Origin of the sequence: Streptomyces abikoensis (genome assembly GCF_014648775.1) — a bacterium.
GTDB classification, from domain to species: domain Bacteria; phylum Actinomycetota; class Actinomycetes; order Streptomycetales; family Streptomycetaceae; genus Streptomyces; species Streptomyces abikoensis.
This window is the reverse complement of the sequence record NZ_BMRT01000001.1, coordinates 1,233,791-1,255,224: the sequence shown is the minus strand read 5'-3', so window position 1 is coordinate 1,255,224 and position 21,434 is coordinate 1,233,791. Positions and strand designations below refer to the sequence as shown.

Below are 21,434 nucleotides of genomic sequence, written 5' to 3'. Positions count from 1 at the left end.
TTCCTTCCGCTGTGCCGCGTCATGACCTGTACACATGACCTCTACAGGAGTGTAAAGGACTCGGCGAACTCTGCGTAACCTAACGGATCTTCAGATTCCGGGTATGGCAGACTCCCGGTAATCGAGCGACAGCGCCAAAGACGGATGTTCGGGCAAGGGTGGGGCACAGCGGTGAGTGAACGGCACAGCAGGGCGGGTGCCCGCAAACCCCTCGCTTCCGTACGCGGCCGTCGCGGGCAGCGGGCCCGCTCCCGCCGGGGCACCACCGGCGCCACCGGTGCCCTGGGCTTCCTCGGCGCCCTCGGCGCTCGCCTGGCCCGGCTGCGGCCCGCCTACCCCCGCCCGGGCCGGAAGGGCGCGCGCCGCTGGATACCCTCGTGGCGCCAGACCCTCGGCCTGTTCGGCTGCCTCTTCGGCGCCCTCGCCGCCACGGTGACGGTCCTCTACGCCACCACCGACATCCCCACCGACCTCAACGCCTTCGCCACCCAGCAGGACAACGTCTACTACTGGGCCGACGGCAGCGAGATGGCCCGCACCGGGCCCGTGAACCGCCAGGACACCGCCCTGGACAAGGTCCCGGAGAAGGTGCGCTGGGCCGCCCTCGCCGCCGAGAACGAGACCTTCTACACCGACAGCGGCGTCTCCGTCAGCGGTATGACCCGCGCCGTCACCAGGATGATCGGCGGCGGGGACACCCAGGGCGGCTCCACCATCACCCAGCAGTACGTGAAGAACGCCTACCTCAACCAGCGGCAGACCTTCACGCGCAAGCTCACCGAGATGTTCATCGCCATCAAGCTCGACAACAAGATGAGCAAGTCGGACATCCTCCAGGGCTACCTCAACACCAGCTGGTACGGGCGCGGCAGCTACGGCATCCAGCGCGCCGCCCACGCCTACTACGGCAAGGACGTCTCGGAGCTCACCACCAGCGAGGGCGCCTTCCTCGCGTCCCTCCTCAAGGGCGCCGGCCTCTACGACCCCTCGCTCGGCCCCAAGAACCACGAGCGGGCCGTGGAGCGCTGGAAGTGGATCCTCGACCGCATGGTCACCATCGGCAAGCTCTCGCCGCAGGAACGGGCCACGTACACGACCTTCCCCGAGCCCAAGGCCCCGCCCAAGCCGGCCGGGCTCACCGGGCAGACCGGCTACCTCGTGGACACCGCCCACGCCTACGTCCTCGCCCACACCGACGTCTCCGACAAGGACTTCGACCTCGGCGGCTACCAGATCCACACCACCTTCGAGAAGCCCAAGGTCGACGGCCTGGCCAAGGCCGTCGTCGACGCCACCCGGGGCCTCGACCCCGACAAGCGGGAAGCCGACCGGGACGTCCGGATCGGCGCCGCCTCCGTCATGGCCGACGGACGGATCGTCGCCCTCTACGGCGGGCCGGACTACCTCAAGCAGGGCTTCAACGACGCGAACTCCACCGTCGTCCCGGCGGGCACGGCCTTCACCCCGTTCGTCTACGCCTCGGCCCTGACCAACGGCATCCAGCGCGAGCGCGGCGGCCCCCGGATACCCGTCACCCCCGCCACTGTCTACGACGGCGACGACAAGATCGCGATACGGACGCCCGAGGGCCCCTACTGGGACCGCTCCGGGAAGATCGTCAAGGGGCGCAACGAGGGCGGCAAGTCCTGGGGGAAGATCACGCTGCGGGAGGCGGTGGCCCAGTCCGTGAACTCCTCCGTCATGCAGCTCGGCATGGACGTCGGCCTGGACAAGGTCGGCCGCACGGCCGTCCAGTGCGGGATCCTGGAGGACAGCCTCGGCCCGCAGGTGCCCGCCTTCTCCCTCGGCACCACCCGGCCCAGCGCCATCCGCATGGCCGCCGCCTACGCCACCTTCGCGGCCAAGGGCATGAACGCCGAGCCGTACTCCGTCACGGGGGTCAGCCGCAACGGCGACCCCGTGTCCGTGGAGAAGTCCGTCGCCGTGCGCGCGCTGTCCGCGAGCGTCGCCGGCGCGGTGGACGACGCTCTGCGCGCCGGAGTGCAGAACGGGCACGGGGTCGCGGCCAAGACCGTCGGTGCGGGCACGGCGGCCACGGCCGGCACCGGCCCGGACAACAAGTCCGCCTGGTTCGCCGGCTACCGGGGCACGGTGGCGACGGCCGTCTCGCTCTCCCGCATCGACCCCAAGTCGCAGGAACTGCTGCCGCTGGACGGGCTGGGCGGCACGGCGAAGTCCCTCCAGGGGAGTGCGTACCCGGGGGACATCTGGACGCGGTACATGGCCAAGCGCTGAGCGCCTCCGCGGGGAGCGCGGGCCGGTCACCTGCGAGCCGGTGGGGGCTTGGCGCGCCCACGCGGCGGTAGCCGCATATCGACACTGTCCCGCGCCCCTTGCGGGGCTTACTTCAGGAACGTCTTCCAGTCCGGCGCCTGTGCCGGGTCAAGGCCGCGCAGCTTCGCCAGCACCGTGGGGTCCTGGGCGTCCAGCCAGTCGGCCAGCTGCTTGAAGGAGACGCAGCGCACCCCGTCCTTCTTGCACACCGACTTCATGACGTCCTCCACGGCCTTCATATAGATGCCGTCGTTCCAGTCCTCGAAGTGGTTGCCAATGAAGAGGGGCGCGCGGCTGCCGTTGTAGACCCGGTTGAAGCCGTTCAGATAGCCGTCGCGGGTCAGCTTCCGCCACTCCGCGTACTTCGCCGGATCGCCCTTGGTGTTGTCGCCGGACTGGTTGTAGAGGAAGTTGAAGTCCATGGAGAGGACCTGTTTGTCGCTCTTGGGGTACGGGAGCAGCTGGAGCGGGAAATTCCAGATGTCGTTCACCTTGGACGGCCACAGCTGGAAGTCGCCGGGCGAGCTGGCGTCGTAGCGCCAGTTGAACTCCTTCGCCGCCGTCAGCAGGTTCTTCTGCCCCTCCAGGCAGGGGGCGCGGCCGCCCACCAGCTCCTTCTTGTAGTCGAAGGGCAGCGGGGGCAGATCCTTGTAGCCGGTGTTCGTCTTCCAGTTCTCCACGAAGGAATACGACTGCTCGATCTCGCTCTTCCACTCCGCCGGGCTCCAGTCGCCACCGCCCTTGGTGCCGCAGAAATGCCCGTTGAAGTGGGTGCCTATCTCATTGCCGTCCAGCCAGGCGCCGCGCACCTGGTTCAGGGTGTCCCGGATGTGCTGGTCGGTCGCGAAGGATATCGCCGCGTCGCCCGGCTTGTGCTGCGGCGGCTTGTACAGGGTCGCCTTCGATTTCGGCAGCAGATACATGGCGGTCAGGAAGAACGTCATGTGCGCGTCGTTCTCCTTGGCGACCTGCCGGAAATGGGAGAACAGGTGGTCGTCGCCCTCCAGGGCGCCGTCCCAGGAGAAGACGACGAACTGCGGGGGCTGCTCGCCGGGCTTCAGCTTCTCGGGCTTGGCCACCTTCGGCTGCGGGCCCGTGAAGGACGTCGAACCGTCCCCGAGGACCTTGACCTTGCCGTCCCAGGGCTCCTCTTCCTGCTTCTTGCCGTCACCGGACGCGCCCGCCCCGCCGGCCCGCTCGGCGGACGACGAGGCGTTGCCCTTGCGGCCCTCGCCCCCGTCGCCCTGCATCAGCACGGCGACCAGCGCCGCCACCACACATATGGAACCCAGCGCCGTCGGACCGTAGACGGATCTCTTCGACAACGCCGTACTCCCTGGTGCCGCTATACATGTTCAGGCGGCCAGTATCACAGGCGTGTGTGACAGTTCCGCAGCAAGGGGTGGTCCGCGACGGCCGCGCGCGAGACGGGCGTGATCCAGGTGAGTGCGGGAGCGTGCGGGCCGGCCGCCCGCGCCCGGGTGATCAGCTCGAACCGGGACCGGAACTGTCGGACGCCTTCTTCGCGGCACGGCGGTACTCGGCGTTGATGCGCTGAGCTTCCTCGAGCTGGTCCTCAAGGATGACGATGCGGCAAGCGGCCTCGATCGGGGTTCCCTTGTCGACGAGCTCGCGGGCGCGGGCGGCGATCCGCAGCTGGTAGCGGGAGTACCGGCGATGGCCACCTTCCGAGCGCAGCGGAGTGATCAGACGAGCCTCGCCGATGGCTCGGAGGAAGGCAGGGGTCGTGCCGAGCATTTCGGCGGCCCGGCCCATGGTGTACGCGGGGTAGTCATCGTCGTCCAGGCGATCGCTGAGTGGGATGTCTGCTGTCATGTCACCTCGTTGTGCAACGCGTCGAGGGGCCCTGGTGCCGTACGGCACCAGGGCCCCGAAGGAAATTCAACACCATCTGTCGGCCCTCATGCTGTGCCGACCTTCTGTTTCCGCTACCCGGTCCCCGAGGGGGAGGGGTGCGGGGATCGCGGTTGCGTGACCGGGGACCACCATCCAATCGGGGGTCTTGCGGTACCCGGACCGGGAGCTTCCGGGCCGGGCGATCCTGATGGCGTCTGCTCCTCCGTCCTTCCTTCGAACCAACCACTGGGTGAACGGGTACTGCGGTACTACGACTGCTACCCGCCAGTTCATGTCTGCCGGGTCTCTCTCGACCATGTCGACGGGAAAAGGCTAACCACGCCGGGAGCGAATGTCTACTCTGGCAAGAGCAGATTTTTGTGTCCGTAGCTCATAGATATCCTTTGGCCTGCGGTGATGGGGGGCAAGTCGCCGCGGCGGCGAAACGGCGGTGAGGGCCCTGCCGACGCGCGTCGGCAGGGCCCTCACCGGGTCTCTGGTGGCGGTTTCCCGCCTGTCCCTCACCCCTCCGGGGAGACGATGCCTCCGAGCAGTGCCGACGCGGTGTGGAGCGGAGTGGGGACGTCCACCGGCGCGGTCTCGGGGTACTCGTGGCAGGTGAAGCCGAGGCGGGTCATGGCCCGGACGACTTCGCCGCTGGTGAAGTCGCGGCGGTCCTGTCGGGTGACGACCTGGCCCACTTGCTTGACCGGGTAGCGGTGGCGGCCGATGGTCACGGACTCGCCTGTGACGAGCTCGGGTGCGACGCCCTTCATCGAGGCGAGCACCCCGTCCTTGGTCAGATCGAACGGGTACCGGGCGATGACACAGCGCATGATGCCTCACAACGAAGAAGCGGTGGAGAAGGGCGACGGGCCGACCGGGCAAAGAATTCCCGACGCAGATGGGTGCGCAGAGAATCTCGCCGCCCTGAAAAGCGGCGAGCCGGGGCCCGCACCCCAGCGGTGCGGGCCCCGGCTGCGAAGCATGCGGCAGCGCCGGTGTCAGGCGAGAACGATGTTCTCGGCCGTCGGGCCCTTCTGGCCCTGCGCGATGTCGAAGGACACCTTCTGGCCTTCCTGCAGCTCGCGGAAGCCCTGGGCGCTGATGTTCGAGTAGTGGGCGAAGACGTCGGCGCCGCCGCCGTCCTGCTCGATGAAGCCGAAGCCCTTTTCGGCGTTGAACCACTTCACGGTGCCGGTAGCCATGTTATTTCTCCTCGGGAGACGGTGTCAGGAATTCACCCTGTGTGAATTCCGTGTCGCCGTGATGATTACCCCGTCGGAAATGAACCTTCTGGCAACCACACCTGCAACCGGGATCGACAGTAGCACGGCGCGATCGGCCCTGCACGGTCGATAATTCCGCTCCGGTCGGGGGTCGAGGAATATTCTCCGGGCCCCGCACCTATTTCTCATGTCGCGGGAACAGATATTGATTATTGGCGGTGCGGCCTTTTCCGCCGTGTACGTGTCGCCCGGCTAGGGGAGTCGCAGGCGCGGGAGCGGGCAGTAGCGCTCGCCCCCTTCGACCGCGACGGTTTCGCCGGGCGCGATCTCCGTGAAACCGGCGTCCCGCACCACCGGCACCCCACTCGCCGTCAGCTCCGCCCAGTGCCCGGGCTCGGCCGTCCGCACCGACAGCGGGAAGCCGGCCTCGCGCCACGCCTGCCGGGCCGCGTCGTCCAGGGCCCACCACGCGAGCTGCGCGCCGTGCCCGACCTGGGCCATGGCCTTGCCCGCCGACATCTCCAGCCCCGGCTTGAGCCACAGCACCGGACGGGTGGGGTCCGGAGAGGCCGGCGGCTCCGGGTCGTCCAGGTCGGTGCCCGACACCTGAAGCTTCACCAGCTCCTTGGGCCAGCCGTCGAGCGGTACGGGCGGGAAGACCCGCACCTCGGCGGTCGCGCCCGTGACCTCCAGGCCCGGCAGCGCGGACGCCTTGCGCCACTCCGCCCCGCGCGCCCGCCGCACGACCTTGCGGATGCGGCCGTCCTCCCAGTCCGCCACCGCCCGGGCCCACTCGCCGTCCCCGGCCGCCCGCTCGTCCGACAGCAGGAAGAGCACCGCCCGCGCCGCCGTCTCCAGCGCGTCCGTACGCGCCGGGGGCGCGGCCTTCTCGATCCGCACCACGAGGGGCAGGACGAACTGGGGGGCGCGGTCGCGGGGGTCCTCGTCGTGCGGGACGGTGTCGTTGCTGGTCACGCCCCCAGTCTGCCAGCCGCCCCGGACGCCTCACGCGGCCCGTCCGGCGCGCGGTCACCCGGCCCACGCAGGATCCCCGCGCACCGCGCCACGAACGCGGCGGCCACCCCCGTCGGTTCGACCCGCGAGAACACCGTCTGCTCCCGCCGCCACGGCGGGTCCACGGCCACCGCCACCGCGCCGGCCGTCGTCTCGGCCAGGTGCCGGGGCGCCGCCACGATGCCCAGCCCGGCGGCGGCCATCCGCACCGCCGTCGACGAGTGCTCCGTCTCCACCGCCGTCACCGGGGCGAAACCCCGCTCCTCGCACACCACGTCCAGCCATCGCCGCCCGCCCACCACCGGCTCCAGCGCGCATCGCACCCACGCCCGGCCCGCCAGTTCCTCCAGCGCCACCGGCGCCATACGCCCCGCCAGGGGGTCGCCGGCGGAGACGACCAGGACGATCTCCTCGTCGCCGAGGGAGACCACCGGACCCGGCCAGTTCTGCGGGCGCGGGCCGACGGCCAGGTCGGCGACGCCGCGTTCCATGCGCTCGCGCAACTCGTCCGTCGTGGTGCACTCGTGCAGTCGCAGCGCGACCCCCGGGAACTCCGCCCGCCAGCGCGCGAAAACCGCTGGCAGAACGCCGACCGCCAGCGCGTGCAGCGTCACGACGTGCAGCTCGCCGCCCTCCGCCCCGGCGGCCGCCCGGGCCGCGCGGCGGGCCCGGCCGGCGCTGCGCACGGCGAGCTCGGCGTGCGGCAGGAAGGCCCGGCCCATCGGCGTGAGCCCGACCCCGCGCGGCAGCCGTTCGAGCAGAGGGCCGCCGACCGCCCGCTCCAGCGCCTTGATCTGGTGGGAGAGCGCGGACTGGGTGACGTTGAGGGAGTGCGCGGCCCGGCTGAAGGACCGCTCCTCGACGACCGCGACCAGGTACTCCATCTGCCGCAGGCTCATGCCGCACACCCCCAGCCCGCCTATGAAAAGGCGTCATCGAAACCATCGAAAACTTGCGTTGGACTCATCATGGCCGGTCGGCGGAGGGTGAGGACATGCGAGAGGACATGCGAGAAGAGACAGATGTCATCGTCATCGGAGGCGGCACCGGCGGTTACAGCACGGCGTTGCGCGCCGCCGCCCTCGGACTCGGCGTCGTCCTCGTGGAGCGCGACCTCGTCGGCGGCACGTGCCTCCACCGCGGCTGCGTCCCCAGCAAGGCGATGCTGCACGCCGCGGAACTCGTCGACGGCATCGCCGAGGCCCGCGAACGGTGGGGCGTGAAGGCGACACTCGAATCCGTCGACTGGTCCGCCCTGACCGCGACCCGCGACGACATCGTCTCCCGCAACCACCGCGGCGTGGAGGGCCGGCTGACGCACGCGGGCGTACGCGTCGTCCGCGGCTCGGCCGCCCTGACCGGTCCCCGCACCGTACGGATCGGCACCGGCGACGAGGCGGGCGCCGAGTGGCGGGCCCGGCGCGGGATCGTCCTGGCCACCGGCTCGCGGCCCCGGACCCTCCCGGGGCTGGAGCCGGACGGCGCCAGGGTCGTCACCAGCGACGACGCGTTGTTCGCCCCCGGGCTGCCGGGCTCGGTCCTGGTGCTGGGCGGCGGGGCGATCGGCGTCGAGTACGCCTCGCTGCACCGCTCCATGGGCGCCGAGGTGACGCTCGTGGAGGCCGCCGACCGGCTGCTGCCCCTGGAGGACTCCGACGTCGGCCGCCATCTGACGCGCGGTCTGAAGAAGCGTGGCATCGACGTCCGGACGGGCGCCCGGCTGGAGGAGGCGCGCCCGTACGACGGGGGAGTGCGGGCCGTCCTCCGCACCGCACGCGGCGAGCTCCGCGCCCTGGACGCGGAACGGCTGCTGGTGGCCGTGGGCCGGGCACCCGTCACCGACGGGCTCGGCCTCGCGGCGGCCGGACTGGCCACGGACGCCCGCGGCTTCGTCGCCCCGGCCGACTGGTCCCGGCTGGAGACGGCCGTCCCCGGCATCCACGTCGTCGGCGACCTGCTGCCGCCGCCCTCCCTCGGCCTGGCCCACGCCTCCTTCGCCGAGGGCCTGCTCGTCGCCGAGACCCTGGCGGGCCTCGCACCCCGGCCCGTCGACTACGCGGCCGTACCCCGCGTCACCTATTCCAGCCCGCAGACCGCCTCCGTGGGCCTCACCGAGGACCAGGCCCGGGAGCGCGGCCACGCGGTGCGGGCCGTGACCATGCCGCTGACGGCCACCGCCAAGGGGATGGTGCACGGCCAGGGCGGCATGGTGAAGGTCGTCGCGGAAGGGGACGGCGGCCGGGTGCTGGGCGTCCACCTCGTGGGCCCGCACGTCTCCGAGATGATCGCCGAGAGCCAACTGGTCGTCGGCTGGGACGCGGAGGCCACCGACGTCGCCCAGCACGTCCACCCGCACCCCACGCTCTCGGAGGCGGTCGGCGAGGTCATGCTCGCCCTGGCGGGCCGGGGCCTCCACCAGCCGTAGGGACGGGGGGACGGGGGATGAGGGGACGGGAAAACCGTTGGACGGCCGCGTCCGGCGGCCCCTAAAGTCCCCGCAGACGTCCGAGAACCCGGAAAGGAGGGGCGAGATGAACCGCACCGGCACCATCGACAGCACCGTCACCGCTGTCCCGCGCTCCCGCCCCCTCCGCCGGGCGTCCTCCGTCTGACACCTCGTCCGACCGGGAGCGCGATCGCGACCCCTTCCGGAAGGATCCCCATGACCTCCCTGGTCATCCGTGCCCTCACCGAGCACGACACCGCGCTCTTCACCTCCCTCGACACCGCCCTCACCCCCGCCCTCGTCGGCAGGGCGGCCTTCGGCCACTCCTACGCCCCCGTCCACCTCGGCGGCGAATACCGCCCCGACTGGACGTGGGTGGCCCTGCGGGACGGCCGCGTCGTCGCGCGCGCCGCCTGGTGGGGCGGGCCCGGCGACGAGGCGCCCAAGGCCCTCGACTGGTTCGACTTCGCCGACGGCGAGAGCGAGGCGGCCGTCCAACTGCTGCGCACCGCCCCGCTGAGCGCCGAGTACGCCCTGCTCGCCCCGCCCGGCTGGCGCGACCGGCCGCGCGTCCGGGCCGCCGTCGAGGCCCGCCGGGCGGCGGCCGAGGCGGCGGGGATGCGGTTCCTCGTCGAGCGGTACCGCTACGAGTGGACGCCCGCCTGCCCGCTGCCGGAACACACCGGCCGCCTGGTCTACCGGCCCGAGCCGGACGACGCGGCGTTCCGCGACGTCGTGCGCCGCACCATGCACGGCACGCTGGACGCCCACGACCGCCGCACCATCGCCGGGTCGGGCCTGGACGCGGCCGCCGACGAGATGATGGACCTCCTCCACTGGCTGCCCTCGCCCCGCGCATGGTGGCGCCTGGCCTTCACCCCGGACGGCACCCTCGTCGGCCTCCACGTCCCCGCGCACAACCCCGCCGGGCCCTGCGTCGGCTACATCGGCGTCGTGCCCGAGCGGCGCGGGCGCGGCTACTCCCACGACCTGCTCGTCGACTGCACGCGCGACCTGGCGGAGCGGGGCGCCACGAGGATCGCCGCGGCGACGGACATGGGCAACGCCCCGATGGCGGCGACCTTCGCGCGGGTGGGGTACCCGGTGACGCAGGAGCGGATCGATTTCGTGCCGATGGATTAGGAGGGGCTGGAGCCCACCAGGTCCGAGACCCGCACGAACTCGTACCCGCGGGCCCGCAGCTCCGGGACGATCTTCTTCACCGCGTCCTCCGTCGTCGGTGCCGCGCTGCGCGTGCAGTGCATCACCACGACGGAGCCGGGCTTGACCTGGGAGAGCACCTGCGCGGCGACGGGCTGGGCCTGTTTCGCGAAGGCGTCGCCGCTGATGACGTCCCACTGGACGGCCGTGACCTTCGCAGGGCCTATTTCGCGCAGTGTCGCGTCGTCGTGGCAGCCGCCGGGGAAGCGGAAGTACGGGACGACGTGCTCGACCCCGGCGGTGCGGAAGGCCGCGAACGCGCGCTCGACGTCCGCGCGGGCGGTGCCGCGCGCGACGGTCGGCAGGCCGTAGCAGGGGGTGGTGAAGGCGTGATGGCTGTAGGAGTGGTTGGCGACCTCGAAGAGGGGGTCGGCGCCTATGGAGCGGGCCTCGTCGGGGTACTGCTCGGCCCATCTGCCGGTCATGAAGACTGTGGCCGGCACCTTCAGGGTCCGGAGCGTCGCTATCAGCCCGGGGTTGTCGAAGCGCTCACCGCGCGCCGCGCGCGGGCCCTGGTCCGACGTCATGTCGGCGTCGAAGGTGAGAGCCACCCGCTTCCGGCCGTCGCGGGCGCCGTGCGAGAAGACGGGCGCGGCGCCGCCCGGCCCCGCCGGGAGGGTGGGCGCGGCGGACACGGAGGGGGTGGCGGAGGGCGACGCCGGTGCCGTACGGGCCGGGCCGGCGGCGCGCGGCTTGTCGTCCCCGCCCTTGCCGGACGTTCCACAGGCGGCCAGCCCGGCGCAGAGCGCCAGGGCGGCGGCGGGTGCCAGAGATCTGCTCAGGGAGCGCACGGGCCCGGGTACGGCGGCCGTCACTCGCCGGTGTCGACGAGCGACTTCGCGTCGCGCGCCAGCGCCGTGAGCCGGGAGATCGCCCGGAAGTACTTCTTCCGGTAGCCGCCGTTGAGCATCTCCTCGCTGAACAGCTCGTCGAAGGGCCGGCCGGAGGCCAGCACCGGGACCTCGCGGTCGTAGAGCCGGTCGGCGAGGACGACCAGGCGCAGCGCGGTCGACTGGTCCGGCACGGCGCGGACGCCGGTCAGGCAGACGGCCCGGACGCCGTCGCACATGGCGCCGTAGCGGCTCGGGTGGACCTTGGAGAGGTGGTCGAGGAGGTCCGGGAAGGCGTCCAGGGAGGCGCCCTCGGTGCGGTGCGCCACCCGCTCGACGGTGTCGTCGTCGTACGGGGCGGGGGCCTGGGGCAGGCCGCGGTGGCGGTAGTCCTCGCCGTCGATGCGCAGGGGGCGGAAGTGGGCGGAGAGGCCCTGGATCTCGCGGAGGAAGTCGGCGGCGGCGAAGCGGCCCTCGCCGAGCTTGCCGGGCAGGGTGTTGGAGGTCGCGGCGAGCGCCACGCCCGCGTCGACGAGCTTGCCCAGCAGGGTGGAGACGAGGACGGTGTCGCCCGGGTCGTCGAGCTCGAACTCGTCGATGCACAGCAGCTTGTGATCGCTGAGGGTCCGGACGGTCTGCTGGAAGCCCAGGGCGCCGACGAGGTTCGTCAGCTCCACGAACGTGCCGAAGGCCTTCCGCTCGGGGGCGGCCGGGGTGGCGTGCCAGAGGGAGGCCAGCAGGTGGGTCTTGCCGACGCCGTAGCCGCCGTCGAGGTAGACGCCGCGCGGGCCGGCGGGGGCGGCGGGCCTCGTCTCGCGCCGGAACCAGCGCTTGCGGCCGCCGGCGGCCTCGCCGCCGAGCCCGCCCGCGAAGCCGGCGAGGATCTTGACGGCCTCGGTCTGGCTGGGCTGGTTCGGGTCGGGGATGTAGGTGTCGAAGCGCACCCCGTCGAAGCGCGGCGGCGGCACCATCTCGGCGACCAGGCGGTCGGCCGGGACGTGCGGGGCGCGCGAGGTGAGCGCGACGGGGGTGCCGGACGGGCCGCCGGTTATCGGACCGGGGGCGGCGGGGGCCGTGGCGCTTGCGGGTGATGCGGTGGAGGACGACACAGCTGTCCAGCGTAGCCCCTGAAAGTGCGGTGGCCCGCCCGCGCGGAGCGAGCCATGTCACACTGCGGCCTATGCGACGCCTGTTCCCCTCCCCGCTCAGCCCCGCCGACCTCGACGACCGCGAATGGGGGCTCGCCGAGCTCGCCGACCTCTACGCGTACCCGGCGGGCCTGCCCGCCGGGACGGCGTGGCTGCGGGCCAACATGGTCTCCTCGCTGGACGGCGCGGCCCATCACGAGGGCCGGTCGCAGCCGCTGTCCTCGGCCGCCGACATGCGGATCTTCGGCACGCTGCGGGGGCTGGCCGACGCGGTGGTGGTCGGCGCGCAGACCGTACGGCAGGAGGGCTACCGGCCCGCGCGGGCCCGGGAGGTCTTCGCGGCGCGGCGGGCGGCGCTCGGCCAGGGGCCCGCGCCGGTCATAGCCGTCGTGAGCGCGGGGCTCGACCTGGACTTCTCGCTTCCGTTGTTCACCGCGCCGCTGGTGCCGACGATCGTGCTGACCGGGGCGGACGCCCCGGCGGAGCGGGTGGCCGCCGCGCGGGCGGCGGGCGCCGAGGTGCTCGTGGTGCCGGGCGAGGGGCCGGGCGTCGACGTGGCGCGGGTGCCGGGGCTGCTGGCCGGGCGGGGGCTGACGCGGCTGCTGACCGAGGGCGGCCCCCGGCTGCTGGGTCAGTTCGCGGCGGCCGGGGTGCTGGACGAGATGTGCCTGTCGCTGGCGCCGGTGGTGGCCACGGGGACGGCGCCGCGGATCATGGCGGGGCCGCCGCTGGCGGTGCCGGAGCGCTTCGCGCTCGGCTCGGTGCTGGAGGACGGCGGTTTCCTCTTCACCCGCTACAGCCGGGTCTGACGGCCGCGGCGGGTCTGACAATCGGCGGAATTTGTCGTTCCGGTTTAACTCGGGGTGGGCAGAATTGAGTCAGACGCTCCCCCGGGGGCACAGGATCAAAACAGGCGGGTTCCCGGGGAGCCCGCGCAGGATGGTTTCTGTTGGGGCCCGGTGGCCCATGGAGAAGAAGGGCTCCCACCGTGTTCACGAGCGTATTGATGATCGAGCAGCCGCTCTCCGCGACGGATGTCGACTTCGTCACGACCCTCCACGACGACAGCATGTCCTTCGTGGTCCTCATGCGCCCCAGAGGCGACGAGGACCGGCTGCTGCGCGCCATCGACGACGTGGCCCTCGGCGAGCTGGAGCAGGCGCTCCACGAGGCCGACGAGCCCGAGGGCGAGGCGGCCCTGCGGCCCGCCGCCGTGGCCCTGGAGCACTCGCTGCGCCTGCTGCGCGAGGCGGGCTGCGAGGCCGTCGGCCAGCTCATCGACGGCCACCCGCTGGACCTCCTGCGCTCCGTCGTGGAGCAGACCCACGCCGACGAGGTGATCGTGCTGACCGCGCCCCACCTCGTCGAGGAGTTCTTCCACCGCGACTGGGCCTCGCGCGCCCGCCACAAGGTCGGGGTGCCCGTCCTCAAGCTCTACGCGCACGCCGACGAGGCGGCGGAGGGGGAGGCCGCGGCCGGCACCCGCGACTAGAACCGGCGGGCGGGCGCCCCCTCACCCCAGCCTGCCGTCGCGCATCGTCAGCACCCGGTCCGCCCGGCCGAGCAGCCCCCGGTCGTGGGTGACGAGCACCGTCGCCGTGCGGTGCCGGCGGGTGACCTCGGCCAGCAGCTCGACGACCCGCTCGCCGCGCTCGTGGTCCAGGGCCGACGTCGGCTCGTCCACCAGCAGCACGGCGGGGCCGCCGAACAGCGCGCGGGCGATGTTCACGCGCTGCCGCTCGCCCCCGGACAGCTGATGCGGACGGCGCCGCCGCTTCGCCGCGTCCAGCCCGACCGACTCCAGCAGCTCCGCCGCCCGCGCCCGGGCCGCCCGGACGGACGCGCCGCGCAGATGCGCGACCGCCAGCACCTGCTCCTCGGCCGTCAGCGACGGCAGCAGGTTCGGCTGCTGGAAGACGATGCCGATCCGGTCGCGCCGCAGCGCGGTGCGCTCCTTGGCGCCCATCGCCCCGGTGTCGCGCCCCGCCACCACCACGCGCCCCGCGTCGGGGCGGCGCAGCGTCGCCGCGACCGCCAGCAGGCTGGACTTTCCCGAGCCCGACGGCCCCACCACGGCCACCAGCTCTCCGGCCGCCACGTCCAGCGAGACCCGGTCCAGCGCGGTGAGCGTGCGGTCCCCGTCGGGATAGGTGAGGACGGCGTCCTCAAGGGAAAGGGAAGGGGCGGTCATCGGGTGGCTCCCAGCGCGGTCAGCGGATCGACGGACGTGATGCGGGCGACGGCCAGCGCCGAGCCGGCCAGCCCCAGCAGGACCATGGCGGCCACCGGGACGGCCACCGCCGCCGCGCTCAGCTCGAACGGCACCACCGCCGACGCCAGCGCCCCGCCCGCCGCACCGGCGCCGGCGCCCACGGCCGCTCCGACGGTCAGTACCACCGCCGCCTGCCCGAGCGCGTCCCGCACCAGATAGCCGCTGCTCGCGCCCACGGCCTTGAGCACCGCCACGTCGGGCCGCCGCTGCACCGTCCACACGGTGAAGAAGGCCCCCACCACGAGCGCGCTCACCACGAACAGGAAGCCCTGGACCATCCGGAGCGTGCCGTGCTCGGCGGCGTAGCCGTCGATGCCGTCCAGCGCGTCGCCGAGGGCGACGGCCTTCGTGGTGCGGGCGACGTCCCCCGAGGGCGTGCCGGACCCGGTCACGGCCAGCGCGGTCGGCCGCGCCAGGTGGCTCACCTCGCGCCAGGTGGCGAGCGTCGTCCAGACGGTCGGCGCGTGGCCGTGGCCCCGGTCGGGCGTGACGCCGGAGACGGTCAGCTCCCGGGTGCCGAGGACGATCCGGTCGCCGGGCCGCAGCCCGTGCTCCCGGGCGATCCGCCGGCTCACGGCCGCCTGCCCGTCGCCGGGGGCCGTGCCGGCCAGAAGCGCCGGCATCAGGTGCCCGCTGCCGCCGATCACGCTCACCGACTCCGCCGAGCCGCCCGCCGTCAGCCGGGTCATCGCCACGCCGAACGGCTCCGCGGACCGCACCCCGGGCGCCCGGCGCCACGCCTCGGCCTGCCGCTCGTCGACGGTGCTGTTGGAGAACGACACCTCCGGCGCCGCCCCCGCCGGGGCGCCGAAGACCACGCGGCCCGCCGGCAGCCCCGCCACGGCCGACGACGCCTCCCGGGCCAGGCCGTCGGTCAACCCGTAGAGGAAGACCACGAGCGTGGTGATGAGCGCGACGACCGTCCCCATGAGGGCGAAGCGCCCCCGGGCGAAACGGATGTCGCGGAGCGCGACGAACAAGGGATTCCTTCCGGAGCCGGACCGGGACGCCTCCAGGCTGCCGCCCCGGGACCGTTCCGCCATCGGGCCCCGGGACGGTCCCCGGACCGTCCGTCCGATGCACCCGAAAATCAATCGAACGGTTGACGGCAGCCGGTTCCGGAGCTCCCGGCGGGGGCCCGTACGCTCGGTGGGATGAGCCGAACGAGTCCCTCCGACCCCGGCGCGCCCGCCGCGCTCCCGCGCGGACGCGAGGCCTCCGACGTGCCCCCGCTGCGCCTGGTCCGCCTCGCCTTCCACGGCGCCTTCTACGCGCTGCTCGCCGTCGCCCTGGCCCCCACCGTGGCCGGCCGGCCGTCGGCGGGCCCCCTGGCCGTGCTGCCGCTGGGCGCGCTGCTCGCCGCCGTGTACGCGGCCGGGACCGTCCGCCCCGCCCGCCGCCCCGGACTCTGGCTCTCCGCCGTCACCGCCCTGTGGCTGGCGCTCCTCGCCCTGGACCGCGGCTTCAGCTACGTCGCCTTCCCCCTGTTCTTCCTCCTCCTGCGCGCCCTCCCCGTCCGCTGGGCCCACCCCGCCGTCGCCGCCGCCACGGCGGCCGTCGTCGCCGCCCAGGCCACCGCGCCCGGCGGGCTCACCGTCGCGAAGGTGATCGGCCCCGCCGCCGGGGCCGCCGTCGCGATCCTCACCGCCTACGGCTACGCCGCCCTCCACCGCGAGGGCCAGCGCCGCCAGCGGCTGATCGACGACCTCGTGCGCACCCGGGACGAGCTCGCCGCCGCCCAGCGCGAGGCGGGCCGCCTCGCCGAGCGGCAGCGGCTCGCCCGCGAGATCCACGACACCCTCGCCCAGGGCCTGTCCAGCATCGTCCTGCTCGCCCGCGCCGCCGAGACCGCCGAGCGGGAGACGGCCCGGGAACGGGTCCGCGAGATCGGGCTGACCGCCGCCGACAACCTCGCCGAGGCCCGCCGCTTCGTCCAGGCCCTCACCCCGCCCGCCCTGGAGGACGCGCCCCTGCCCGAGGCGCTGCGCCGGGTGACCGCGCGCACCGTCCCCGGGGCCGTCTTCCGCCTCGACGGCGAGCCCTGCCCGCTGCCCGTGGAGACCGAGGTGGCCCTGCTGCGCCTGACCCAGGAGGCCCTGGCCAACGTGGCCCGCCACGCGCGGGCCGAGCACACGGCCGTCACCCTCGCCTTCCTCGACGGGCAGGTCGCCCTCGACATCTACGACGACGGCGTCGGCTTCACCCCCGGCCACGGCCCGGCCGACGGCCGCCGCACCTTCGGCCTCCACGGCATGCGCGAGCGCATCGCCGGCCTGGGCGGCACCTTCACCGTCGAGTCCGCGCCCGGCGAGGGCACGGCGATCGCGGCGACGGTGCCGACGGTCCTCCGCGCCGTGGGAGCGGCGGCATGAGCGGGACGAGCGACGTGATCGGGGTCCTCCTCGTCGACGACCACCCCGTCGTGCGGCGCGGGCTGCGCGCCATGGTCGACGACCTGCCCGACGTGACGGCCGTGGGCGAGGCCGCCGACGGCGCCGAGGCGCTGCGGCTGCTGGACGAGGGCGTCCGGCCCGACGTCGTGCTCATGGACCTCCAGATGGGCACCGGCATGCACGGCGTCGAGGCCACCCGGCGCATCACCGCGCGCCCCCGGCCGCCCGCCGTGCTCATCCTCACCACCTACAGCACCGACGCCGACATCCTGGCCGCCGTCGAGGCCGGGGCCACCGGCTACCTCCTCAAGGACGCCCCGCCCGAGGAGGTCGCGGCCGCCGTCCACGCCGCCGCGCGCGGCGAGACCGTCCTCGCCCCGCCCGTCGCCGCCCGCCTGCTCGGCCGGGTACGGGCCGGGGGCCGGCCGGCGCTCTCCCCGCGCGAGACGGAGATCCTGGGGCTGGTGGCCGAGGGCCTGGCCAACCGGCAGATCTCCAAGCGGCTCTTCATCAGCGAGGCGACGGTCAAGACCCACCTCGTGCACATCTACGACAAGCTCGGCGTCGACAGCCGCACGGCGGCGGTCGCGGCGGGCCTGGCGGCGGGGCTGATCCGGGCGGTGTGACGGGGCGGTCGGCCAGGGTGCAAGAATCCTGTAGCTACACCGGCACCGAAACCCAGGGAGCACCGCACATGGCACCGGCCGTCCCCACGACGATGGACCGACCGCACTTCATCGGCATCGGCGGCGCCGGCATGTCGGGCATCGCGAAGATCCTCGCCCAGCGCGGCGCGGCCGTCGCCGGCAGCGACGCCAAGGAGTCGGCCACCGCCGCGGCCCTGCGCGAGCTGGGCGTCACCGTGCACATCGGCCACGCCGCGGAGCACCTGGCCGCCGACGCCACCTGCGTCGTCGTCTCCAGCGCCATCCGCGCCGACAACCCCGAGCTGGCCGCGGCCGCCGAGCGCGGCATCCCGGTCGTCCACCGCTCCGACGCGCTGGCCCGGCTGATGGACGGGCTGCGCCCGATCGCCGTCGCCGGCACCCACGGCAAGACGACGACGACGTCGATGCTCGCCGTCTCCCTGGACGCCCTCGGCCTGAACCCGTCGTACGCCATCGGCGGCGACCTCGACGGCCCCGGCACCAACGCCCTCCACGGCTCGGGCGACATCTTCGTCGCCGAGGCGGACGAGAGCGACCGCAGCTTCCACAAGTACGCGCCCGAGGTCGCGATCATCCTCAACGTGGAGCTGGACCACCACGCGAACTACGCGTCGATGGACGAGATCTACGAGTCCTTCGAGACGTTCGTCGGCCGCGTCCGCCCCGGCGGCACGCTGGTCGTCTCCGCCGACCAGGCGGGCGCCCGCGAGCTCACCGAGCGGGTCTCCGGCCGCCACGACATCGAGATCGTCACCTACGGCACGGCCGAGGACGCCGACGTGCGCGTCCTGAAGGTCACCCCGCGCGGCCTGGCCAGCGAGGTCACCATCCTGCTGAACGGCAAGATGCTCACCTTCGCCGTCTCCGTGCCCGGCAGCCACTACGCCCACAACGCCGTCGCCGCCCTCGCCGCGGGCGTGGCCCTCGGCATCCCGGCGCACAACCTCGCCTCCGCGCTCGGCAAGTTCACCGGCGTGGGCCGCCGCCTCCAGCTCAAGGGCGAGGCGAACGGCGTGCAGGTCATCGACTCCTACGCCCACCACCCCACCGAGATGACCGCCGACCTGGAGGCCATCCGCGGCGCCGCCGCCGGCTCCCGCGTCCTGGTCGTCTTCCAGCCGCACCTCTTCAGCCGCACCCAGGAGCTCGGCACCGAGATGGGCCGGTCCCTGACCCTGGCCGACGCCTCCGTGGTCCTCGACATCTACCCGGCCCGTGAGGACCCGATCCCCGGCATCACCAGCGCCCTGATCATCGACGCGGCCGAGAAGGCCGGCGCGGACGTCCGCGCCGAGCACGACATGGCCGCGATCCCGGACGTCATCGCGGGAATGGCACGCCCCGGCGATCTCGTTCTCACGATGGGCGCGGGTGACGTCACGGACCTCGGTCCGAAGATCCTGGCCCGCCTGGAGAACTGACCGACACACCGCGGAGGGCGTACGGCATGGCGTACGAGGTCGAGAAGACGGACGAGCAGTGGCGCGCGGAGCTGACGCCGGCGGAGTACCAGGTGCTCCGCCGGGCGGGCACCGAGCCCGCCTTCCGCGGTGAGTACACCGACACGAAGACGGAGGGCGTCTACGCCTGCCGGGCCTGCGGCGCGGAGCTGTTCCGCTCCACGGAGAAGTTCGAGAGCCACTGCGGCTGGCCGAGCTTCTTCGACCCGAAGGACTCCGACGCCGTCGAGCTCCTGGACGACCGCTCCCACGGAATGGTCCGCACCGAGGTCCGCTGCGCCCGCTGCGGCTCCCACCTGGGCCACGTCTTCGAGGGCGAGGGCTACCCGACGCCCACGGACCAGCGGTATTGCATCAACTCCATCTCGTTGCGGCTGCGGCCGGACGAGGACTGAACTCACTCTCCGCCCAGCGCTGCAAGCCCCTTGCGCAGGTCATCGGTGTTCATCACTGGATGCAGTTCGACATCGGCCTCCATGTCGAGGAAGAACTTCTCCACGATGGCGGGCATGTGCGAGGGGTCTTCGAGATTGAAGACCATCACACACGAACGACCGCCGTCCAGCACTGTGAAATAGGCCGCTTCAGGCTTCAGGTGTTCCAGAAGCTCTTCGATCATCTTCGGCATTGTGCCGTTCCGGATGGCTTCGTTCGACGTGTGAGTATCCAACCGGGCTATGAGCAGCATGCGCATAACTGCTCGCCCCCTCCGCTGCGGCCGCGCGAGCGCTCTGACCGCTCAGTGGGCGCGGTCGCCTCACTTCCAGGGTCGGCCCGCCGCGCGGAGGGGCGCAAACGCGCAAACGCGCGGACACGATCAGCGCAGCACCGCCGCCGTCTCCGGCGGCAGCCGCAGCACGCCGTCGGGGCCGTCCGGCAGGCCCACCGGGCGCCACGCCGCGACGGCCTCCGCCACCGGGCCGGTCAGCCGTAGGGCGGCCGGGCGGGCGGCGAGGTTGACCGCGACGTGCAGCGGGCCGCGCCGGAAGGAGACGAGGCCCTCGGCGGTCACGGACAGCGCCTCGTACCGCCAGCGCGGATCCGTCAGGGCGGGCTCGGCGCGGCGCAGGGCGATCAGCTGCCGGTACCAGGCGAGGAGCCGGGCGTGCGGGGGGCGGCCGGGTTCCGTCCAGTCCAGGCAGGAACGGTCGCGGGTCGCCGGGTCCTGGGGGTCGGGGATCTCCTCGGCGGGCCAGCCGTGGGCCTCGAACTCCCGGCGGCGGCCGGTCCGCACGGCCTCCGCGAGGGCCGGGTCCGGGTGGTCGGTGAAGTACTGCCAGGGCGTCCGGGCGCCCCACTCCTCGCCCATGAACAGCATGGGGGTGAAGGGCGCGCACAGCACGAGCGCGGCCGCGCAGGCCAGCAGGCCCGGGGAGAGCCGGGCGGAGAGGCGGTCGCCGAGCGCCCGGTTGCCGATCTGGTCGTGGGTCTGGGCGTAGCCGAGGAGCCGGTGGGCCGGGGTGGTGGCGGGGTCCAGGGGGCGGCCGTGGCGGCGGGCGCGGAAGGTGGAGGGCGTGCCGTCGTGGAAGAAGCCGCCGCGCAGGGTCTTGGCGAGGGCGTGGGCCGGGTCGGCGGCGAAGTCGGCGTAGTAGCCCTGGGACTCGCCGGTGAGCGCGGTGTGGAGGGCGTGGTGGAAGTCGTCGTTCCACTGGGCGTGGAGACCGAGGCCGCCCGCGTCGCGCGGGGTGGTGGTGGCCGGGTCGTTGAGGTCGGACTCGGCGATGAGGAACAGCGGTCTGCCCAGCCGTCCGGCCAGCTCGTCGACGGCGGCGGACAGGTCGGCGAGGAAGTGCCGGGGCCCGGTGTCGGCGAGCGCGTGCACGGCGTCCAGCCGCAGCCCGTCGAGCCGGTAGTCCCGCAGCCAGGCCAGGGCGCTGCCGATGAGGTACGCCCGTACCTCCGGTGATCCGGGCGCGTCGAGGTTGACGGCCGCGCCCCAGGGGGTGTGGTGGGTGTCGGTGAAGTACGGGCCGTACGCGGGCAGGTGGTTGCCGGACGGGCCCAGGTGGTTGTGGACGACGTCGAGGACGACGCCGAGGCCGAGGCCGTGCGCGGCGTCCACGAACCGCCGCAGCCCGTCCGGGCCGCCGTAGGGCTCGTGCACGGCCCAGGGCGCCACCCCGTCGTACCCCCAGCCGTGCCGGCCGGGGAAGGGGCAGACGGGCATCAGCTCGATGTGCGTGACGCCCAGGTCCGCGAGGTGGGGCAGCCGCTCGGCCGCCGCGTCGAAGGTGCCCTCGGGGGTGAACGTGCCGGTGTGCAGCTCGTAGAGGACCGCGCCGGGCAGCCCCCGGCCGGGCCACGGATGCCGCCAGGCGAAGCGGCCGAAGTCGACGACGGCGCTGGGCCCGTCCGGCCCGTCCGGCTGCCGGCGCGAGCGCGGGTCGGGCCGGGTGGGGCCGCCGTCGAGGGCGAAGCCGTAGCGGGTGCCGTGCCGGGCGGGGGCGTCGACCCGCCACCAGCCGGGCCGGGCCGGGTCGGCCTCCATGGCGTACGTCCGGCCGTCCGCCTCCAGGGCGACGTGCCGGGCCTGCGGTGCCCACACCTCGAACAGCACGGCGGCTCCTCTCGACGAGGAAGTTTTCCCCGGACGGGCCGACA

Annotated in this window: 21 protein-coding genes; 9 read left to right on the top strand and 12 right to left on the bottom strand. The window is 73.3% G+C overall.

Going from position 1 to position 21,434, the window contains the following annotated elements; all coding sequences use genetic code 11:
• Positions 1-144 precede the first annotated feature (144 nt).
• On the top strand, positions 145-2,256 hold the full coding sequence (locus IE096_RS05455) for a transglycosylase domain-containing protein (protein WP_189448866.1): 2,112 nt from the start codon (positions 145-147) through the stop codon (positions 2,254-2,256).
• Positions 2,257-2,363: 107 nt separating this feature from the next.
• On the opposite strand, the gene IE096_RS05450 is transcribed toward IE096_RS05455, so the two are convergent.
• The 6 genes from IE096_RS05450 to IE096_RS05425 form a co-directional block, all read right to left on the bottom strand.
• A complete protein-coding gene (locus IE096_RS05450) occupies positions 2,364-3,620 on the bottom strand; it encodes a polysaccharide deacetylase family protein (protein WP_189448863.1) in 1,257 nt (418 codons plus the stop codon).
• 160 nt (positions 3,621-3,780) lie between these two features.
• Positions 3,781-4,131: a MerR family transcriptional regulator gene (locus IE096_RS05445; RefSeq protein ID WP_189448861.1), complete on the bottom strand. Its 351-nt coding sequence runs from the start codon at positions 4,129-4,131 to the stop codon at positions 3,781-3,783.
• Between the two features lie 542 nt (positions 4,132-4,673).
• Complete coding sequence (locus IE096_RS05440) at positions 4,674-4,988, bottom strand: SCO5918 family protein (protein ID WP_189448859.1); 315 nt, start codon at positions 4,986-4,988, stop codon at positions 4,674-4,676.
• 168 nt (positions 4,989-5,156) lie between these two features.
• Positions 5,157-5,360, bottom strand: coding sequence for a cold-shock protein (locus IE096_RS05435; protein WP_189448857.1), 204 nt, complete (start codon positions 5,358-5,360; stop codon positions 5,157-5,159).
• 273 nt (positions 5,361-5,633) lie between these two features.
• Entirely contained in the window at positions 5,634-6,356 is a 723-nt protein-coding gene (locus IE096_RS05430) for an aminoacyl-tRNA hydrolase (protein ID WP_189448856.1), read from the bottom strand.
• Positions 6,353-7,294: a LysR family transcriptional regulator gene (locus IE096_RS05425; RefSeq protein ID WP_189448854.1), complete on the bottom strand. Its 942-nt coding sequence runs from the start codon at positions 7,292-7,294 to the stop codon at positions 6,353-6,355. The genes IE096_RS05430 and IE096_RS05425 overlap by 4 nt, the downstream gene beginning before the upstream one ends.
• A 107-nt stretch (positions 7,295-7,401) precedes the next feature.
• Between IE096_RS05425 and lpdA the strand changes: the two genes are divergently transcribed.
• Together lpdA and IE096_RS05415 are read left to right on the top strand one after the other, a co-directional pair.
• Entirely contained in the window at positions 7,402-8,820 is a 1,419-nt protein-coding gene (gene lpdA / locus IE096_RS05420) for a dihydrolipoyl dehydrogenase (RefSeq protein ID WP_189448852.1), read from the top strand.
• Positions 8,821-9,057: 237 nt separating this feature from the next.
• A complete protein-coding gene (locus tag IE096_RS05415) occupies positions 9,058-9,984 on the top strand; it encodes a GNAT family N-acetyltransferase (protein WP_189448850.1) in 927 nt (308 codons plus the stop codon).
• On the opposite strand, the gene IE096_RS05410 is transcribed toward IE096_RS05415, so the two are convergent.
• Positions 9,981-10,877 (bottom strand): polysaccharide deacetylase family protein, encoded by an 897-nt coding sequence (locus IE096_RS05410; RefSeq protein ID WP_229819936.1) that lies wholly within the window; start codon positions 10,875-10,877, stop codon positions 9,981-9,983. The two genes, IE096_RS05415 and IE096_RS05410, sit on opposite strands and share 4 nt — an antisense overlap.
• The gene (gene zapE, locus IE096_RS05405) at positions 10,874-11,944 is read right to left on the bottom strand and encodes a cell division protein ZapE (RefSeq protein ID WP_229819993.1); all 1,071 of its coding nucleotides are present in this window, start codon (positions 11,942-11,944) and stop codon (positions 10,874-10,876) included. Before zapE ends, IE096_RS05410 begins: the two co-directional genes overlap by 4 nt.
• 128 nt (positions 11,945-12,072) lie before the next feature.
• Here zapE and IE096_RS05400 point away from each other — a divergent pair, with 128 nt between their 5' ends.
• Entirely contained in the window at positions 12,073-12,849 is a 777-nt protein-coding gene (locus IE096_RS05400) for a pyrimidine reductase family protein (protein ID WP_189448842.1), read from the top strand.
• 179 nt (positions 12,850-13,028) lie between these two features.
• Positions 13,029-13,532, top strand: coding sequence for an indole-3-glycerol phosphate synthase (locus tag IE096_RS05395; protein WP_189448840.1), 504 nt, complete (start codon positions 13,029-13,031; stop codon positions 13,530-13,532).
• A gap of 21 nt (positions 13,533-13,553) precedes the next feature.
• On the opposite strand, the gene IE096_RS05390 is transcribed toward IE096_RS05395, so the two are convergent.
• Both IE096_RS05390 and IE096_RS05385 read right to left on the bottom strand, forming a co-directional pair.
• On the bottom strand, positions 13,554-14,231 hold the full coding sequence (locus IE096_RS05390; protein ID WP_189448833.1) for an ABC transporter ATP-binding protein: 678 nt from the start codon (positions 14,229-14,231) through the stop codon (positions 13,554-13,556).
• Entirely contained in the window at positions 14,228-15,292 is a 1,065-nt protein-coding gene (locus tag IE096_RS05385; RefSeq protein ID WP_189448826.1) for an ABC transporter permease, read from the bottom strand. Before IE096_RS05385 ends, IE096_RS05390 begins: the two co-directional genes overlap by 4 nt.
• 174 nt (positions 15,293-15,466) lie before the next feature.
• On the opposite strand from IE096_RS05385, the gene IE096_RS31775 reads away from it, so the two are divergent.
• The 4 genes from IE096_RS31775 (at position 15,467) to msrB (ending at position 19,228) form a co-directional block, all read left to right on the top strand.
• The gene (locus IE096_RS31775) at positions 15,467-16,684 is read left to right on the top strand and encodes a sensor histidine kinase (protein WP_189448823.1); all 1,218 of its coding nucleotides are present in this window, start codon (positions 15,467-15,469) and stop codon (positions 16,682-16,684) included.
• Positions 16,681-17,331, top strand: coding sequence for a response regulator (locus tag IE096_RS05375; protein ID WP_308430315.1), 651 nt, complete (start codon positions 16,681-16,683; stop codon positions 17,329-17,331). Before IE096_RS31775 ends, IE096_RS05375 begins: the two co-directional genes overlap by 4 nt.
• 68 nt (positions 17,332-17,399) lie before the next feature.
• The gene (gene murC, locus IE096_RS05370) at positions 17,400-18,794 is read left to right on the top strand and encodes a UDP-N-acetylmuramate--L-alanine ligase (protein WP_189448821.1); all 1,395 of its coding nucleotides are present in this window, start codon (positions 17,400-17,402) and stop codon (positions 18,792-18,794) included.
• Positions 18,795-18,820: 26 nt separating this feature from the next.
• Entirely contained in the window at positions 18,821-19,228 is a 408-nt protein-coding gene (gene msrB, locus IE096_RS05365) for a peptide-methionine (R)-S-oxide reductase MsrB (RefSeq protein ID WP_189448820.1), read from the top strand.
• Between the two features lie 2 nt (positions 19,229-19,230).
• Here msrB and IE096_RS05360 read toward each other — a convergent pair whose 3' ends face one another.
• Both IE096_RS05360 and treZ read right to left on the bottom strand, forming a co-directional pair.
• Entirely contained in the window at positions 19,231-19,527 is a 297-nt protein-coding gene (locus IE096_RS05360) for a DUF3303 family protein (RefSeq protein WP_189448818.1), read from the bottom strand.
• Positions 19,528-19,650: 123 nt separating this feature from the next.
• On the bottom strand, positions 19,651-21,390 hold the full coding sequence (gene treZ / locus IE096_RS05355) for a malto-oligosyltrehalose trehalohydrolase (protein ID WP_189448815.1): 1,740 nt from the start codon (positions 21,388-21,390) through the stop codon (positions 19,651-19,653).
• Positions 21,391-21,434 lie beyond the last annotated feature (44 nt).